The organism is Endozoicomonas sp. (assembly GCF_031844845.1).
In the GTDB taxonomy this organism is placed as follows: Bacteria; Pseudomonadota; Gammaproteobacteria; order Pseudomonadales; family Endozoicomonadaceae; genus Endozoicomonas.
The window spans coordinates 21,776-38,575 of sequence record NZ_JAVRMB020000164.1 but is presented as its reverse complement, the minus strand read 5'-3'; the positions used below and the strand labels follow the sequence as shown (position 1 = coordinate 38,575).

Here is a 16,800-nt window from a genome sequence, read left to right as displayed (position 1 = left end):
TTTGATAATAGATACTTCCCTTCCGCTAAAGCTCTTGGTAGGTGTCACAGCGTATCCCAAAGCTGAGATCGTTAGACCAACACCCTCCTCTGTACTAATATTTCCTGATATTTCCCCCTCAAATCAACCTGTCGGTCTCTCCTCTGGAATAAGGTGACGAGGACTCGGCTTTTCTCACTTTTCTGATTTCTGCTGTACTGGTTTCAAGAATGGATAATACAACCCCTCATCCAATACGACGCTGGTTCATTATTGTTGTAGTTCTGTTACTGCTATCGACGGGAGGGTATTTTTATCTTGAATACCAGAAGCACTATCCCTCCACTAACGATGCCTATGTTCACGGGAACATTATCTACATAGCTCCGCAGGTCAGTGGCAGGGTCAGCGTCGTCAATGTGGATCACTATGAGTCTGTGCAAGAGGGCGAGATGCTGTTTCAGATTGATCCTGCCATTTATCAAGCACAACTCGACAGGGCGAGGGCAGCCTATGGCTTAGCTACAAAAGAAAATGAAGCGGCAAGTGAGGGTATTCTTGCTGCCAGTTCGGATATCTCCTCCGCTGCCGCGAATCTTCGCAGGGTACAGGTGAATTACCGGCGCACCATGACGTTGGTGTCGGAGGGTGTGCTGCCAGAGCAGGACGGTGATAATGCCCGGGCAGCCCTGACCACCGCTCAGAATGATCTGGCCAGTGCCCAGGCCCATATGGCTCAGCTGGAAGCAGAGCAGGGGATGGAAGGGACAGAAGCACCATCGGTACAGGAAGCAGCAGCGGCGCTGATGCTGGCCACCCTTAATCTGTCCTATACCAATATTTCCGCACCGATTGAGGGTGAGCTGGGCAGGATCAGTGTTCATCCCGGTAGCATCGTTAATGTAGGCCAGGCTCTGACACCGCTAGTGGTTTCCCGCAGTTTCTGGATTCAGGCCAATTTTAAAGAGGATGACCTTGGGCGTATTCAGCCGGGCATGTCTGCCAGTGTTCAGCTGGACATGTATCCAGGTAAAACCTTCTCGGGCGTGGTGGCGGCTATTTCCCCGGCCAGCGGCTCAGCGTTTTCTTTATTGCCTCCGGAAAATGCCACGGGGAACTGGGTGAAAATCAGTCAGCGATTTCCGGTCAGTATTCGCTTGCTTGATCATGATGACCAAAAAGGCACAAGTCCGTTAAGAGTCGGCTCTAGTGCCACCGTGACTGTGGACACCACGACCGCCGCCCATGACCGCTAATATCAGTCGCGCGGCAATCACCATTACCATCATTTTGTCGGCACTGATGGTGCTGATTGATATGACCGTCGCCAATGTTGCGCTGCCGAATATGATGGGATCGCTGGGTGCCACCTCCACTCAGATTACCTGGGTGCTGACCAGTTACAGCATGGCTGAAGCGATTTGTATTCCCCTGGCCGCCTGGCTGACCCTGCGTTTTGGTGAACGTAACCTGCTGATCTATTCCATTGCCGGTTTTATCGTCATGTCAGCCTTGTGTGGTCAGGCGGATTCATTAATGGAAATGGTGGTCTTTCGGATTTTGCAGGGTGCTTTTGGGGCATCGGTTATTCCGCTGGCCCAGTCAATTCTGGTGCAGACCTATTCCAGAGCTGAGCGGGGAAAAGCCATGGCCATGTTCAGTATCGGGGTGATGGTTGGCCCGATTCTGGGGCCTGTGGTGGGTGGGACTATTACCGAACATCTTGACTGGCGATGGGTGTTTTATATCAATCTGCCCATGGGCGCTCTCTGTCTTTTTCTGATTTTTCGTAATATTCACGTCAATAATCGTGGGAAGAGTTCGGTGGACTGGCCCCTGGTGCTCAGCATGGCCATCGGTATTGGTCTATTGCAGATGGTGCTGTCTCAGGGCAATGAGAAAGACTGGTTCAACTCCAGCCTGATTCTTTTTTCATCGGTCATCTGCGTATTCATGCTGGTTTTCTTTATTTCCCGTTCGCTGGTGACCAAAGGTGCCATTGCACCGGTCTGGTTGATGAAAGATCGAAATCTGGGAATGGCCTGCCTGGTGGTTGGTTGCTTTGCCATGGGAACATTTGGCGTATTGCAACTGCAGCCAATGATGCTACAGGATCTGTTGAATTACCCGGTGGAAACTACTGGCTTTATGATGGCGCCAAGAGGCTTGGCCTCAGCGGTTGTTTTGCTCTGTGTGGCACCAATAATAGATAGGCTGGACAGTCGTCTGTTAGTGCTGGTGGGGTTGAGTCTGAACGCCCTGGGTGTCTGGCTGATGACTTTCTACTCCTTTGACATTGATCCTTTCTGGATTATCTTACCAGCCATTATTCAGGGAGGCGGCATGGGGCTGGTGTTTGCCCCTTTGTCCCAAATCGCATTCTCAACGCTAAAGCCGGAATACATTACTGGGGGAGCCGCCCTGTTTAGCCTGTGCCGAAGTATTGGGGCATCCATCGGTATTGCTATTGTTAATACGTTCTTTACCCGGGTGAAGCAATCCGAATGGCATAGTCTCGGCGGCGCATTATCGTTAGATAACCCGCTGTTACAGCAGTATGCGCAGAAGCAGGGTGAGGTGATGACAGATCCGGTATTCCTGAAGCAGATTGCTGTTCTTCTGGAGCAGCAATCATCCATGCTGGCTTTCGTTTACAGTTTTGGTTTTATGATGGTGATTTATCTGGTGTTGATCCTGTTACTGGCCCTGTTCAAAAAGGGTCAGACAACAGGAGCTCCCTGATTGCTTCAGATCGCCAGTGCCTGCTCAACTGCATTGCCAATGTAATTTGATGGCGTCATCGCTTTCAGCTCCTCTTTAACATTGGCGGGCAGTTCCAGACCATCGATAAAACTGGCCAGCGTTTCGCGGGTGATGCCATCCTGACCCCGGGTCAGTGCTTTCAATTTCTCATAAGGCTGCTCAATACCATAGCGACGCATTACGGTTTGAATCGGTTCTGCAAGCACTTCCCAGGCATTATCAAGGTCTTTATCAAGGCGGGCAGGCGAGGCTTCCAACTTGCCAATACCCTTCAGGGTGGCCGCATAAGCAATAAGGCTCTGACCCAGACCAACGCCCATATTACGCAATACTGTTGAATCAGTCAGATCACGCTGCCAGCGGGAAACCGGCAGTTTGGACGCCAGATGCTGCATGATAGCGTTGGCAATCCCCAGATTGCCTTCCGAGTTTTCAAAATCAATGGGGTTAACCTTGTGAGGCATGGTGGAAGAACCCACTTCACCGGCGACGGTTCTCTGCTTGAAGTAACCCAGAGAAATATAACCCCATACATCCCGGTCAAAATCAATCAGAATGGTGTTGAAACGGCAGATGGCATCATATAGTTCGGCAATATAATCGTGAGGCTCAATCTGGGTGGTGTAGGGATTAAATTCAAGGCCAAGGCTGGTGACAAACTGCTCAGCGTGTTCCGCCCAGTTGATTTCCGGGTATGCTGATAAGTGGGCATTATAGTTGCCCACAGCACCATTAATTTTCCCCATGGGTACAATGCTTTCAATCTGCTTAAGCTGACGTTTCAGACGGTAGGCCACATTCGCCATTTCCTTGCCCAGTGTCGTTGGTGTGGCTGTTTGACCATGGGTTCTGGATAGCATGGGCTGGCTGGCATGGGTTTTAGCCAGGTGCTCAATGGCTTCAATAATATTGCCCATGACGGGTAATACCACTTCTTCCATGCCAGTTTTAAGCATCAGGCCATGGGAGAGGTTATTGATGTCTTCTGATGTGCAGGCAAAATGGACAAACTCGCTGATAGACGCCAGCTCCTCGTTACCCTCAAAGCGCTCCTTGATCAGGTATTCCACCGCTTTAACATCATGATTGGTGGTGCGCTCAATCTCTTTGACCCGCTCGGCTTCCGCCATGGAAAAACCGCTGACCAGATTGTCCAGCAACTGGTTGGCTTCTTCAGACAGTGGGGGAACTTCAGCAATGGCAGAGTGTTTGGCCAGAGATTGCAACCAGCGAACCTCAACGGCTACCCGAAAGCGGATCAGTCCATATTCACTGAAAATGGGTCTCAGGGATTGGGTCTTGTCACCATAACGGCCATCAATAGGGGAGACAGCGGTCAGTGAGTTCAGCTCCATGTTTTATATGCCTTATGCTCGGGGGAAAAGGGCGCATGATAACGGATACGTCTGTGAGTTTCACTGTTTTGAGTGGGTGTTCAAGAGGATGTTTCTGTCTTTTTGTTGTGAGCAAATTCTCTGGTGATAGTGCTTTAGCACTGAACAACTGCCTTGCATGGAGCAGTCTTCAGTCTTTTGGCCGTTTCATGCCAGTACACTCCAGTTGCAAAGGTGTGCCAGATTCTCTGATAACGCTCATTGAACTGAAATCTTCTGCAATTTCAAAAGACTGCTCATCACCCCATAAAATGCTTTGATCTTTTTTGGTAAACATCCTTGGGTCAAATTCATTGTAATGAAAACGCCAGACGCCGTCGGTATCAAGGGAGTTACCATCAAAGTGGGATGTTTGATATACAACCTCATGGCGGTCATTCATGAAACCCAGTGTTCGTGATGTAATATAGTGCCCGCCTTTATTGGACCTGTTGTTCGTTGACAGCATCCGATAGAAACGACCTGATCCTTCACAATTCGCATGCCAGTCATTGATGCCAAATTTGTGCAGATTGGGGTACTTACTGGAGTAATAGATGAGCTTGAATAAGGCGATAGCCACTATCACCACAAGAAGAAGTAACCCACTTGAAATAATTTTCTTAAACGAAGGTTTTTTATTATTCATATTTTTACTATTAAAGGGTGAATGAAGTCGATTATTGATAATTGGTAATATCTACCAGTGGCATCAGATCATTATAGTCAGTAGTGCTGTGTCTAATTGAGCAAGGCACATCCCACGACATTCACCCATATAATTTAAAGAGCAGGGTTTGCTTCTCAGAGACTTTTCAGGCCATCCTGCAGCTTTTTGCGGTTGATGAACAGATGCCAGCGGCTGCCTCCACACTGACGCCAAAGCGTAGCAGAGCGAATACCCGCCAGAAGAATAGCCCGAACCCGGTTGGAGTTGACCGGGCTCTGTAAGTAACGCATATCACCGGCCACCTGTATTCTGGTCTTGAAGGTACTGATGGTATCAAGATAAATGCTGGCAAGACTGGCAATCACATTTTCATGAAGCATGCCAAAATGAGCCACCTGCTCTTTGGTTCTGACCAGACGCTGACCAATGGTATTGAGCATTTCAGGGTTTCGGCTCAGCTTCTTCTCAATATGGATCATCGCCAGGGCATACCGGATAACATCCCCCTGAATGGCAGAGCTGTCCCTGCTTAAGACCGACTCCAGAGTTTTGCGCCCAATGCTCAACTTATCGAAGCCACCATAAACCTCTGACACATCGCCGGGAGAGGTGACAAAAATACTGTGAATAGAAGGGGTCAGCGCCTCTTCACTCAATTGCCCGGTTCTGGCCAATTTGTCTACCAGCTCTGCGGCCTGGAACACGCCAGATAATGCAGCCGCCTGATCCTTTGTAGAATATCGCACCAATCTTCTTCTCTGAGAGTTTTCGTTGTGGTTGATAACGCTTACTAAATGCCTGAAAGGTCAAATAGTTGCTTGAGTCCGTGTTTCAATAACACCACCGCCAAGGCATACCTGATCGTCATAGAACACCACTGACTGACCAGGAGTCACCGCTCTTTGGGGATGGTTAAAGGTGACCCGATAATCACCATTGGCTTCTCTGGTGAGGACGCAGTCCTGATCCTGCTGACGATATCGTACTTTTGCCTTTAGCTTGCAGGGTGTTACCGGTGGTTCGCCAGAAACCCAGTCAATATGCGAACAGGTCAGGCTCTGGGAGAAGAGCAGGGGATGATCCTTACCCTGGCCTGCGATCAGAACGTTGCGTTCAAGGTTTTTATCCAGAACATACCAGGGCGCTTCAGTGGCGTTTTTCAAGCCGCCAATTCCCAGCCCCTGACGCTGACCAATGGTGTGATACATCAGGCCGGCATGCTCACCGATAACCTGACCTTCTACGGTTTCAATGGCACCCGGTTGGGCAGGAAGGTATTGCTGGAGAAAGTCTTTAAAGCGTCGTTCTCCAATAAAGCAGATGCCTGTACTGTCTTTCTTGTTATAAGTAACCAGCCCATGCTTTTCCGCAATCCGCCTGACTTCAGGCTTTTCCAGGTCGCCAACAGGGAAAAGGGTTCGGGCAATTTGTGCCTCATTGACCGCATGGAGGAAGTAGGTTTGATCCTTGTTGTTATCAACACCTTTAACCAGAAAACTGTGACCATCACGGTCAATCCGGCGACAATAATGACCCATGGCAATCAAATCACTGCCCAGCGTCAGGGTGTAGTCCAGGAATGCCTTGAATTTGATCTCTTTGTTGCACAGGATATCCGGGTTAGGCGTTCTGCCATTACGATATTCATGGAGGAAGTGTTCAAAAACATTATCCCAATATTCCGCAGCAAAATTAGCTTTATGCAACGTAATGCCGAGTTTGTCACAGACAGCCTGTGCATCAGCCAGATCAGACATGGCGGTACAATATTCAGAGCCGTCATCCTCTTCCCAGTTCTTCATGAAGAGGCCTTCCACCTGATAGCCCTGTTGCTGCAGAAGCAAAGCAGATACGGATGAATCAACACCGCCGGACATGCCGACAATGACTCGGCTTCTCTGCGAAGAAAGCTGCGAAGAGAGCTTTGAAGGGAGGGAAGGTTGTTTTATCACTGGGGATTACTGCCACCGGTCAAAAATAGCTGCGCATTTTACCTTTACCAGCAAATAAGCGCCAGAAGGGTTGAAATTTATAGTGGTAAATCCAGATGGCCGTTTCGCTTTTTAACAAATCTTCATTTATTCCTGATTAAGGATGGTATATGGTGTACGCGGCATTTATGAGCCAAGGCGTTGTCCAGACAGCACCCCGGTTCCTGTTATGCGTTTAATATTTTCTGCATGCCTGTCGGATCTAACTGCCTGTTTTATATAACGGCCTTCTTATTAAGAAAAAAGCGTTTAACCAGGCTTCATCTGGCCAAACCGATGATTAGAGAACGGAGTTGATAATGGGATACCAAAAGATCAAGGTGCCTGCCAGCGGTGACAAAATCACTGTCAACGAGGACCTCTCCCTGAATGTTCCGGATACCCCGGTTATTCCTTACATTGAAGGCGATGGTATCGGGGCTGACGTTTCACCCGCCATGCTGAAAGTGGTTGATGCTGCTGTTGAAAAAGCTTACGCAGGTAAGCGAAAAGTTGAATGGATGGAAGTCTTCTGTGGCGAAAAAGCGACTCAAGTGTACGATGAAAATACCTGGATGCCGGAAGAAACGCTGGAAGCCCTGAAAGAGTACGTTGTCAGTATCAAAGGACCTCTGACCACACCGGTGGGTGGTGGTATTCGTTCGCTGAATGTAGCGCTTCGTCAGGAGCTGGATCTGTTTACCTGTATTCGTCCGGTTCGCTGGTTCAAAGGCGTACCCAGCCCTGTTAAAGAGCCAGAAAAGACCGATATGGTCATCTTCCGTGAAAACTCGGAAGACATCTATGCAGGTATCGAGTGGAAAGCCGGCAGTGCAGAAGCCGACAAGGTGATCAGCTTCCTGCGGGATGAAATGGGGGTTACCAAAATCCGCTTTGAAAAAGACTGCGGTATTGGTGTGAAGCCTGTGTCCAAGCAAGGTACTGAGCGACTGGTGAAAAAAGCCATTCAGTTTGCCATCGATAATAATCGCAAGTCGGTTACCCTGGTTCACAAGGGTAACATCATGAAATTCACTGAAGGTGCTTTCAAAGACTGGGGTTATGAGACAGCCGTAGAATATTTTTCTGGCCAGCCTTTGGATGGCGGTCCATGGCACACTGTCAAAAACCCGAACACTGGCGAAGATATTGTTATTAAGGATGTCATTGCTGACGCTTTCCTGCAGCAAATCCTCCTGCGTCCTGAAGAATACGATGTCATTGCCACTTTGAACCTTAATGGTGACTACATTTCTGATGCGCTGGCTGCTCAGGTTGGTGGTATCGGTATCGCTCCGGGCGCCAATATTGGTGCGCCAACTGCAGTGTTTGAAGCCACTCACGGTACTGCACCAAAGTATGCTGGTCAGGATAAGGTCAACCCTGGCTCTATTATTCTTTCTGCTGAAATGATGCTGCGTCACATGGGGTGGAATGAGTCTGCCGATCTCATCATCAAGGGTATTGATGGAGCCATCGGGGCCAAGACCGTAACCTATGATTTTGAGCGACTGATGGAAGGCGCGACCCTGGTTAAGTGCTCTGAATTTGCTGATGAAATCATCAAACACATGTAATCAGACTAACTGATTTTTAATCTGAAAAAGCCGGAATATTGTTTCCGGCTTTTTTAATTCAACAATTTTAGAAGATAACTCTGCCTGTTTTTTCTCCCCCGGGGCGTTCTCGTCTGTTTTTTTTCCTAGCTCATCGTTGTGATTTGCTCCAGTATCTTTAAAATAAGAAGTGAAGGCATAATGGCGTTGCCGGTTTTTTAATAAATGCGCACTAATTTATTTTTGCAGTCAAATCTCCCTATGTGGTGCCGATCAATTATTAGTGCTCGTTGTTTTTTATGATTGGCAGTAGTAATTGCTTTCGGTACCTTGATTAAGGTATGAGTTACCAGACAGTAATGATGGATATTGAAGGTTGGCAGTCATAAAACCATGAGTAATCTCGAACTGTTTCGTCTAAGCTTGGAAAGAGAGGGAGAGGAACAGGATGGTGGTCTGGACGTTGCGGTCGTTCCAGAAAAAACCAGGCTGTCCCCCCCATCCATGTTTCAGGTCTTGCTCCTGAATGATGATTTTACACCAATGGATTTTGTTGTTGAGGTACTGGAGAAATTTTTCAGTATGCCAGAGGGGAAGGCGACTCAAACTATGCTGATGGTACATACCCAGGGAAAGGCAGTTTGTGGTGTATATAGCAAGGACGTCGCGGAAACCAAGGCTCAGCAGGTTAATGAATATTCCAGAGAGAACGACCATCCCCTGCAGTGTAAGGCAGAAAAGGCCGATTAGCGTTTTCAAGGTTACACCATTATGCTCAATAAAGACCTCGAAGCAACACTGAACAACGCATTTAAAGATGCCCGCGATAACCGTCATGAGTTCATGACTGTAGAGCATCTTTTACTTGCTTTACTTGATAATGAATCCGCAGCAAGAGTTCTTGTCTCCTGCGGTATTGATCTGAATAAACTTCGTCAGGATCTCACTGAGTTTGTCAGTTCAACAACACCCTTAATTCCCGATGATGACCAGGAGCGTGAGACTCAACCAACGCTCGGTTTTCAGCGGGTTCTTCAGCGTGCAGTTTTTCATGTTCAAAGCTCAGGTAAGAAAGAAGTGACCGGAGCCAACGTTCTGGTAGCCATCTTCAGTGAGCAGGAAAGTCAGGCAGTTTACTTTCTGAAGCAGCAGGATGTTGCGCGGATTGATGTGGTCAATTTTATTGCCCATGGCATTGCCAAAACACCGGGACAGGAGCTTGAAGAACTTGGTCATGACCTTGCTGATGATATGGAGCCGGAAACCTCCGGTGGTAGTAGCAAAAACCCTCTCAAACTGTATACAACAGACCTGAATGAACAGGCTCGTCTTGGCCGGATTGACCCACTGATTGGTCGGACTGAAGAAGTTGAGCGAGTCTGCCAGATTCTCACTCGTCGTCGTAAAAACAACCCTTTACTGGTTGGTGAAGCCGGTGTGGGAAAGACCGCTATTGCTGAAGGTCTTGCACGACGCATTGTTGATGGTGATGTTCCAGAAGTATTATCCAAGGCTGTTGTCTATTCTCTGGATCTCGGTTCACTATTGGCGGGCACTAAGTATCGCGGTGATTTTGAGAAGAGATTCAAGCAGTTACTGAGCGAACTTAAGAAACATGATCATGCGATTTTGTTTATTGATGAAATTCATACCATTATTGGTGCAGGTGCAGCATCGGGCGGTGTGATGGATGCATCGAACCTTCTTAAGCCGATGCTCACATCCGGGGAACTACGCTGTATCGGCTCTACAACTTTTCAGGAATTTCGTGGCATCTTTGAAAAAGATCGAGCCCTTGCCAGAAGGTTCCAGAAAGTCGATATTACTGAACCCAGTGTTGAGGATACTATCCAGATTCTCCTTGGACTTAAGACGAAATTCGAAGAACATCATGAAATCAAATATCTTGATGAAGCTTTAAAAGCGGCTGCCGAGTTAGCTGGACGCTATATCAATGATCGCCATATGCCGGATAAGGCTATTGACGTTATTGATGAAGCTGGAGCCTATCAGAGACTTCAGCCCGTGGAAAATAGAAAGAAGGTGATTGATGTGGGCGATGTAGAAAGCATCGTTGCCAAAATGGCAAGAATTCCGCCCAAGTCCGTTTCTTCTTCTGATAAGGAGCTGCTTGGCAAGCTTGAGCGCAATTTAAAAATGGTCGTGTTTGGTCAGGACGAGGCCATTGCTTCTTTATCAACGGCCATTAAATTATCGAGGGCAGGGCTCAAAGCACCTGAAAAACCCGTGGGTTCTTTCTTGTTCTCCGGTCCGACCGGGGTGGGTAAGACAGAGGTTTGTCGTCAATTGGCTCAAGCCCTGGGTATTGAGCTGGTTCGCTTTGACATGTCTGAGTATATGGAGGCTCATACGGTATCCCGCCTGATTGGCGCACCGCCTGGCTATGTCGGGTTTGATCAGGGTGGCCTGCTAACCGAAGCTGTCAATAAAACACCACACTGTGTTTTGTTACTGGATGAGATTGAAAAAGGACACTCTGATGTCTTCAATCTGTTATTGCAGGTTATGGATCACGGTACTCTGACAGACAACAATGGTCGTAAAGCAGACTTCAGAAATGTCATTGTTATCATGACCACCAATGCCGGTGCAGCCAATATGACACGAAGCTCAATCGGTTTCGTGGAGCAGGATCATACCACCGATGGCAGTGAAGCTATCAAAAAGACATTTACGCCTGAATTCAGGAATCGTCTGGATGCCATTATTCCTTTTGCCTCACTGAATGACGACATTATCAAACATGTTGTCGATAAGTTCCTTACTGAGCTGCAAGCGCAGTTGGATGAAAAGCGGGTTCAGTTAGATATTGATGACAAGGCCAGAACGTGGTTATCCGAGAAAGGGTTTGATCGTCAGATGGGTGCAAGGCCCATGGGGCGAATTATTCAAGAGCATTTGAAGAAGCCAATGGCTGAACAGATTCTCTTTGGTAAACTCGCTGAAAATGGTGGTAACGTTAAAGTCACGGTCCGCAAAGGGGAGCTGTACCTCAAGTTTGAGGCAACCAAAAGCAGGGCTTCAGACCTTGAGGCGATCGATAGTGGGACAGGGTAGAAGTGGAAAACTCAGGGGCTGAGTGCCCCTGTTTTAGCGAGAACGGTAAGTGATGCGACCTTTGGTCAAATCATATGGAGTCAGTTCTACTTTTACCCGGTCGCCAGTCAGAATTCGGATATAGTTTTTGCGCATTTTACCGGAAATGTGTGCAGTAACCACATGACCATTTTCCAGTTCTACACGAAACATAGTATTTGGGAGGGTGTCGATAACAACACCCTCCATTTCCAGACTCTCTTCTTTTGCCATTAAATAACTACCTCAAAGGGGATTGGTACGGCTTGATTAAATTTGCTGGCATTCTGCCTGAAAATAATTGGTAAAGCAAAGTACCCTTGACCTGCAATGTAATTATTTCAACGGCCGCCACTCCTGACCGATATAGAGCTCCACAGGGCGATACTCAATTTTGTAATTCATTTTTTGACAGTTCCGGATCCAGTAGCCCAGATGGAGATAGCCTAACCCTTCCTTTCTGGCCTCTTGAATGAGCCATAAAATACAGTATTGCCCAAGACTTCGTTGTGAATAATCAGGGTCATAAAAAGTATAAATTGCTGAAAGACTGTTTTGTAAGCGATCGACGACCGATATTGCCAGAAGCTGTCCTTTTAACCGGAACTCATAAAATGAAGTGAACCCGGTGCTTTTAACCAGAAAGGATGAGTACTGCTCTACCGAAGCAGGGAACATATCACCATCCTGATGACACTGATTAATGTAGCGCTCATAAAGCTGGTAATGCTCATCCTGATAACCGGCTGATACCCGATCCACGCTAAAGGTCGAATTCCTGTTCCAGGTCTTTCGTTGAGTCCTGCGCATTATAAAGGAATCAACCGGTATTCTTGCGGGTATACAGGCTTTGCAACGACGACAGTGTGGTCGGTATATATGTTGTCCACTCCTTCGAAACCCCAGGTCGGCAAGATCGCTGCATAATTGTTGATCGAGCAAGACTTCCGGATCCATGAATAATGTGGTTGCCTGCTCTTCTGGCAGATAACTGCATTCATGGGGTTGGGTCGCATAAAACTTTAGATTCTTGTACTGACTCATTACCGATGGTCATTCCATTGCCATTCCTGCTTCCAGTTTGCACAGGAAGACGCTTCTGAGCAATACCGCTCAAGATAATCAGAAAATAGTTCCCTGGTTATCAGCCTGGCCCCCAGTGATTCAAGATGCGCCGAGTGAACCTGGCAGTCCACCAGCTCAAACTCCCATTTGCAAAGCTGATCTGACAGTGCTGCCATGGCAATCTTTGACGTATTGTTTTCAATACTGAACATTGATTCGGCATAGAAAATCTTACCAATGGCCAACCCATAAAGCCCGCCAACCAGGTTTCCGCTACGCCAGACTTCAACAGAATGAGCATGCCCGGCATTATGTAATGCTACATAGGCTTCTTTCATATCGCTGGTAATCCAGGTGCCTTCCGAGTTCTGGCGAGTACCGGCGCAGCGGTTAATGACAGCGGGGAAGTCATGGTCAATGGTCACCTGATAAATGCTTTTCCGAAGCAGCTTTTTCAGGGATCGGGATATATGTAGCTCTCCCGGAGTGAACACCATCCTTGGCGACGGGGACCACCAAAGAATCGGGTCATCATCATTGAACCATGGGAAAATCCCCTGCTGATAGGCCATGACCAGCGTATCGACTTGCAGGTTTCCTCCAACAGCCAGTAGTCCATCTGGCTGCTCAAGCGCATATTCTACGGGAGGAAACCCGGTCACCTTTTCAGGCAGGAAAGTGATTGTGTCTCGCATTATTTCAAGTACTTATTCAGAGCGTTATTAACGTAAAGTACGATACACCACTAACTCATACCTTCAATGAGGTTACATTATAACACTGGCTTATCAAATGTCTTTTCCCTCCTCATCTTGGGTGATTATTCGTTTATTTCTTCAACTTGCAATGAAGTATCAGCGCCATTTTGTTGTTGTTCCAAGAGTGTATCTCCTTCCTCTCTTCCTTCAGAATTTGCACTCGCAGGTGCGGGTTCTATCGCCAACTGTCCACCAGTAGCCCTGAAGTTGGCAAGGAATTGAGTCAGTTGCTCCGGGGGTAGAATCATCAATTGAGTGCCACCGGGTAACAGGGCTATCGCAGATTGGGTTTGAGCAACCTGTGCTGGATTGATCTCGCTCATTTCTATCACCCTGTCGGAAACATCTGCATCATTGCTCTGACATCGCAGTTTGCGGGCGGCAAGACAGATGGCAGTAACACTAGCACTTGAAACTACTGCACCGGCGGCAATAATAAGAGGGACTTTCCAGTCTGTTTCTTCCTGTCTAATCGGACGCATTTCCAGCCCATGCCAGTACTTGCTTGCGATGGCAAAAATGCTGACATCGTGACCATTGCCCACCGCAATCAAACCATTACCCGAAACGGCCAGCTGATCTGGTAACGCAAAGCTTAAACCAAGCCTCCCCAGGTTGGTACTGGTCAACTGGTTCTCAGAGGTATTTGCCGATATATTTATCAGCTCGGGAGGCTCATCGCTGGTCAGCCCAAAAGCGCTATGACTGCCTGGCTGACCTCGCATCTGGATCAATGGCAATGGCAGGGAATGGGAGGGTTTAGAGAAATTACCGGCGTTACCATTGCGACTCAAGAGGTTAACGAAGCTGCCATTAGATGTCAGAATGGTATTCGTGTCAGGGGAGTGGTACTGCTTCACATTCCACAGTTCCGGATCAAGACTTTGTATTTTTTTTGTCTCTCCTGTCTGCCAGTTGTGGAAATAAATACCCTGAAGCTGCAGATGAAGCGTGTCTTCAGCCCCATCGCTACACCCTGACCCTACTGGTTGTAAATCGCATTGCATTGCTGAAAGAGGGTTAAGATCGTCCTTGTCCCTGCAAAATGAATGACCTAATACAGGACAATCATACAGTGACTCCTCGGTACCACGGCAGTTGAGTTTCTGAAAAGCCATATCGAACTTCTCGGATATGCACTTGTCGACAGGACTCCGACTACACCGAACCCGGTCAAGAGGTATCCCCAGCATACGAGCGGCTACCCTCCTCTCCATTCCGTCAAAAAACCAATGACAAGCCGTTTGCCAAGACTGGGTTTCATTACGCCTGACTTCAACAATCCCATAAATGTCGGACGACGCGTCTACTTTGCCAAAGTTTGTGCAGTCGCTGCTGGGCCGGAATCGGGCAGTGGAGGTGGACAAGGCTGGCTCAGTAACTGGCTGAGTGTTACAGGCTAAGTAAACATTTCCTGATTCGCAGCTCCCGGTATAACTAATGGCCTCACAATCAAGGAGCGCCTTATCGCTGGCAGTACACCGGATATAACTCACGACAGTCGATACTCTACTTGTGTCGTCATCACAGGCCACGCTGGTCATGGCACCGGCTGCAGGGTAACCCAGGGTTTCGCAGGCTAACCGACCCTCTATGGGCCCAAAGCCTGACTGACAGACGCCTCCCCATTTGCCGGCAGGGTTTTTCGCCTCCAGAAGCCCCACCACTTTGCCCTCTATTGCAGGACACCCGACATCGCGCAGGCGGAGGTGCTGTTCAGGTTCCGAAAGGGCTTTACCAGTGACCTGACGAACAATCTTCCCCCGCTGGCGCTGAGTCAGGGACGGAGCCTGGCCAGATGTGATCACCGTTCCCCCTGGCCCCGGACATAACAGGGAATCAGAATTTGTTCTCATTTCAAGCTCATCTATCTGTCTCTGACCGGTAAAGTGAGGCTCAGTCTGGAAGTAACTACCCAACCCCCGACCCTCTGTCACCAGTTCATTGTTTCCGTTGAAGGACATTTTGGTGTATTCGTCTGGCAGCGTCATCGTTGCGATATGCTGTACCAGGGGTGGCGGGCTGTCTGCCTCAACACCTGTGCCATAAATCTGAAAGCTTTGCTTCTGATCATTGACCTGAATATCAAGCTGGCTTGTTTTAACACCGGGAGATATTGGCGCCAGGGTATTATTAAACCCTCTGCATTGCCCTTGATGAATAGAGGCTGATTGTTCGCCAGCCAACGGCCAATTGCCGGCATCGCTATCATCCGTCTTCTGGCTGACCCGGACGTTGATGACCGGCGCTTTATCCGTATTGCAAACGGTGTTAACCACGGTGCGTGCCCTGCCAACGGGTATTTCCCCCATATGAGTGACAATAGAATGCGAAAACTTTACGGATGCCTGACGTCTGCCGCGCAGTGACCTGCCTTCTACAAACCCTTCAGTACCGATATTTACCTTTACGTTCGGGTCGTTATGATCAACAGAAAAAACCAGCGCCGACGTTTCAGGCTGTTGCGTTATGGGATTGCAGGGTTTCAGCACCAGCACTGTGCCGTTTTTGATTTCCTTGCTGAGCACCTCAGGGTCAAGCTGCGTCTGTATCTTCGGCTGTGCAAAGGTTAAATTGGCTGATTCTTTCCGGGACCCATCAGCAATGACATTTTTTGCAAGCTCCGCCATAGGCGGCAAAGTCTCAATATTTTCCTTTATTTGATCTTGGATAGCCTGCGCCAGGGGCCAGAGGCCTGCGGCAGGAACACTGTGACCATCGGCATGGATAGCCACCAGTGGACTCCCGGGGTCTGCCAAAAACAGCTGGTAATGAAAGCTCTGGTTATGATTCTCCGGGGAGGTCACCCACCCGCTGGTGTCGTCCTCTATCAGGTAGACAGCCCGGTTGTCAGCGCCGATCCGGGTTGCGTTGGCCATATCCGGGCATTTCTGTGGCAGCTCAAGATGCTGACGGGCGGCCTCCTGCAGATGTCCTCTCACCTGTTCCGGGGGGAAGGACCGGATTTCCCCCGCCCATGCCCCCGTGAATTCCAGAAAACCGGTGGCAGCGGCCTTCTTCCCGGGGTTACGTACATGGGCATCAACAGTAAGCATGGGGCTGTTCAGCCCATGGCCGGTATGGTTTGCGGGCAGGATAACCGCTTTTGTTTGCGGTGATGCCTCTCTTTGCGCTAACAAGGCAGGGAGGTCCGAATCCCGGGCAAGACAGCTGGGGTCATTGCCTTCAGAGGCGCAGCCCCGGGAGCTTTCTGTGGTATTCACAGATCCGGCATAGAGTGGCTCGCTGTCGCTTGATACCCTGTGGTTATGGGTATCCTGCCTGGTGGCTGGGTGGCGATCACTCGATGTGACCCGATCATTCGGTATGCCTGCGGTTACGGCTATTTGTGTCAGAGCCTGAAGCCAGGGTTCAAGAAACTTCCGACCTTCGGGCGATAATTTTTTACAGAGCTGGTGCATATAATGCTGTGCCAGGCTGTAGGAAAGATGGCGGTAGGCCCGCCGGAGTCGGCTGTCGGAAGCAGGCTTCAAACCACCTCAAGCGGCTGTCATTAAGAGTGGTGGTCGTGAGCGTTGAGGAAAAGGCGAACAATGAGTCGTCAGGTAT

At 48.7% G+C, this 16,800-nt stretch carries 13 protein-coding genes; 5 read left to right on the top strand and 8 right to left on the bottom strand.

Going from position 1 to position 16,800, the window contains the following annotated elements:
- Nucleotides 1–209: 209 nt before the first annotated feature.
- Entirely contained in the window at nt 210–1,235 is a 1,026-nt protein-coding gene (locus tag RM811_RS08575) for an efflux RND transporter periplasmic adaptor subunit (RefSeq protein ID WP_402522925.1), read from the top strand.
- Complete coding sequence (locus RM811_RS08570; RefSeq protein WP_402522923.1) at nt 1,225–2,721, top strand: DHA2 family efflux MFS transporter permease subunit; 1,497 nt, start codon at nt 1,225–1,227, stop codon at nt 2,719–2,721. The genes RM811_RS08575 and RM811_RS08570 overlap by 11 nt, the downstream gene beginning before the upstream one ends.
- A gap of 5 nt (nt 2,722–2,726) precedes the next feature.
- On the opposite strand, the gene purB is transcribed toward RM811_RS08570, so the two are convergent.
- The 4 genes from purB to mnmA all read right to left on the bottom strand — a co-directional run bounded on the left by purB (nt 2,727) and on the right by mnmA (nt 6,737).
- On the bottom strand, nt 2,727–4,097 hold the full coding sequence (purB, locus tag RM811_RS08565; protein WP_402522921.1) for an adenylosuccinate lyase: 1,371 nt from the start codon (nt 4,095–4,097) through the stop codon (nt 2,727–2,729).
- 169 nt (nt 4,098–4,266) lie between these two features.
- Nucleotides 4,267–4,764 carry a hypothetical protein gene (locus tag RM811_RS08560; protein ID WP_402522918.1) on the bottom strand — a complete coding sequence of 166 codons (498 nt, stop codon included), beginning with the start codon at nt 4,762–4,764 and terminating at the stop codon, nt 4,267–4,269.
- Between the two features lie 155 nt (nt 4,765–4,919).
- Nucleotides 4,920–5,531, bottom strand: a complete 612-nt coding sequence (hflD, locus tag RM811_RS08555; RefSeq protein WP_402522916.1) for a high frequency lysogenization protein HflD — start codon at nt 5,529–5,531, stop codon at nt 4,920–4,922.
- Between the two features lie 60 nt (nt 5,532–5,591).
- Nucleotides 5,592–6,737 (bottom strand): tRNA 2-thiouridine(34) synthase MnmA, encoded by a 1,146-nt coding sequence (gene mnmA / locus RM811_RS08550; protein ID WP_402522914.1) that lies wholly within the window; start codon nt 6,735–6,737, stop codon nt 5,592–5,594.
- A 338-nt stretch (nt 6,738–7,075) separates the two neighbouring features.
- Here mnmA and icd point away from each other — a divergent pair, with 338 nt between their 5' ends.
- From icd to clpA, 3 genes are all read left to right on the top strand, one after another.
- Entirely contained in the window at nt 7,076–8,332 is a 1,257-nt protein-coding gene (icd, locus tag RM811_RS08545; protein ID WP_402522911.1) for an NADP-dependent isocitrate dehydrogenase, read from the top strand.
- A gap of 372 nt (nt 8,333–8,704) precedes the next feature.
- Nucleotides 8,705–9,061, top strand: a complete 357-nt coding sequence (gene clpS / locus RM811_RS08540) for an ATP-dependent Clp protease adapter ClpS (RefSeq protein WP_402522909.1) — start codon at nt 8,705–8,707, stop codon at nt 9,059–9,061.
- A 21-nt stretch (nt 9,062–9,082) separates the two neighbouring features.
- On the top strand, nt 9,083–11,389 hold the full coding sequence (gene clpA, locus RM811_RS08535; protein ID WP_402522907.1) for an ATP-dependent Clp protease ATP-binding subunit ClpA: 2,307 nt from the start codon (nt 9,083–9,085) through the stop codon (nt 11,387–11,389).
- A 33-nt stretch (nt 11,390–11,422) separates the two neighbouring features.
- Here the strand turns inward: clpA and infA are convergent, their stop codons facing one another.
- From infA to RM811_RS08515, 4 genes are all read right to left on the bottom strand, one after another.
- Nucleotides 11,423–11,641 (bottom strand): translation initiation factor IF-1, encoded by a 219-nt coding sequence (infA, locus tag RM811_RS08530; protein ID WP_020583463.1) that lies wholly within the window; start codon nt 11,639–11,641, stop codon nt 11,423–11,425.
- A 102-nt stretch (nt 11,642–11,743) separates the two neighbouring features.
- Nucleotides 11,744–12,451: an arginyltransferase gene (locus RM811_RS08525; protein WP_402522906.1), complete on the bottom strand. Its 708-nt coding sequence runs from the start codon at nt 12,449–12,451 to the stop codon at nt 11,744–11,746.
- Entirely contained in the window at nt 12,451–13,167 is a 717-nt protein-coding gene (gene aat, locus RM811_RS08520) for a leucyl/phenylalanyl-tRNA--protein transferase (RefSeq protein WP_402522904.1), read from the bottom strand. Before aat ends, RM811_RS08525 begins: the two co-directional genes overlap by 1 nt.
- A gap of 125 nt (nt 13,168–13,292) precedes the next feature.
- The gene (locus RM811_RS08515; RefSeq protein ID WP_402522902.1) at nt 13,293–16,652 is read right to left on the bottom strand and encodes a hypothetical protein; all 3,360 of its coding nucleotides are present in this window, start codon (nt 16,650–16,652) and stop codon (nt 13,293–13,295) included.
- Nucleotides 16,653–16,800: the final 148 nt, after the last annotated feature.

Bases quoted from the DNA above. Each gene is read 5' to 3' on its own strand.
- infA (WP_020583463.1), bottom strand. From the start codon at position 11,641: ATGGCAAAAGAAGAGAGTCTGGAAATGGAGGGTGTTGTTATCGACACC.
- RM811_RS08525 (WP_402522906.1), bottom strand. From the start codon at position 12,451: ATGAGTCAGTACAAGAATCTAAAGTTTTATGCGACCCAACCCCATGAA.
- clpA (WP_402522907.1), top strand. From the start codon at position 9,083: ATGCTCAATAAAGACCTCGAAGCAACACTGAACAACGCATTTAAAGAT.
- purB (WP_402522921.1), bottom strand. From the start codon at position 4,097: ATGGAGCTGAACTCACTGACCGCTGTCTCCCCTATTGATGGCCGTTAT.
- aat (WP_402522904.1), bottom strand. From the start codon at position 13,167: ATGCGAGACACAATCACTTTCCTGCCTGAAAAGGTGACCGGGTTTCCT.
- clpS (WP_402522909.1), top strand. From the start codon at position 8,705: ATGAGTAATCTCGAACTGTTTCGTCTAAGCTTGGAAAGAGAGGGAGAG.
- RM811_RS08570 (WP_402522923.1), top strand. From the start codon at position 1,225: ATGACCGCTAATATCAGTCGCGCGGCAATCACCATTACCATCATTTTG.
- icd (WP_402522911.1), top strand. From the start codon at position 7,076: ATGGGATACCAAAAGATCAAGGTGCCTGCCAGCGGTGACAAAATCACT.
- RM811_RS08560 (WP_402522918.1), bottom strand. From the start codon at position 4,764: ATGAATAATAAAAAACCTTCGTTTAAGAAAATTATTTCAAGTGGGTTA.
- RM811_RS08515 (WP_402522902.1), bottom strand. From the start codon at position 16,652: ATGCACCAGCTCTGTAAAAAATTATCGCCCGAAGGTCGGAAGTTTCTT.
- RM811_RS08575 (WP_402522925.1), top strand. From the start codon at position 210: ATGGATAATACAACCCCTCATCCAATACGACGCTGGTTCATTATTGTT.